The sequence below is a fragment of the Rahnella sp. PAMC25617 genome, assembly GCF_050606005.1.
GTDB lineage: Bacteria > Pseudomonadota > Gammaproteobacteria > Enterobacterales > Enterobacteriaceae > Rahnella > Rahnella variigena.
Genome location: NZ_JBOCUM010000253.1, coordinates 1 through 242, shown reverse-complemented (window position 1 = coordinate 242; position 242 = coordinate 1). Strand labels below are relative to the sequence as shown.

Below are 242 nucleotides of genomic sequence, written 5' to 3'. Positions count from 1 at the left end.
CAAGTTCGGTTCGTTTTTTATCTCGGAAGCTACCACCTGAGGCTGTCACGATTAAGCGTTCAATGTTTTTAGCTTGTTCACCTTGCAGGCATTGAAAAATAGCGGAATGCTCACTATCGACAGGAAGTAAAGGTACATCATATCTTTTCGCGTACTCTTTTACTATATGACCAGCTGTCACAAGTGTTTCTTTATTTGCGAGTGCAATCGTCTTTTTTTGTTCAATGGCCTTTAATGTTGGA

Annotated in this window: 1 pseudogene; it reads right to left on the bottom strand. The window is 40.1% G+C overall.

What is annotated here, in order from left to right:
- A pseudogene (locus ACM615_RS24295) lies at nt 1–242 on the bottom strand (1-deoxy-D-xylulose-5-phosphate reductoisomerase); the annotation flags it as partial.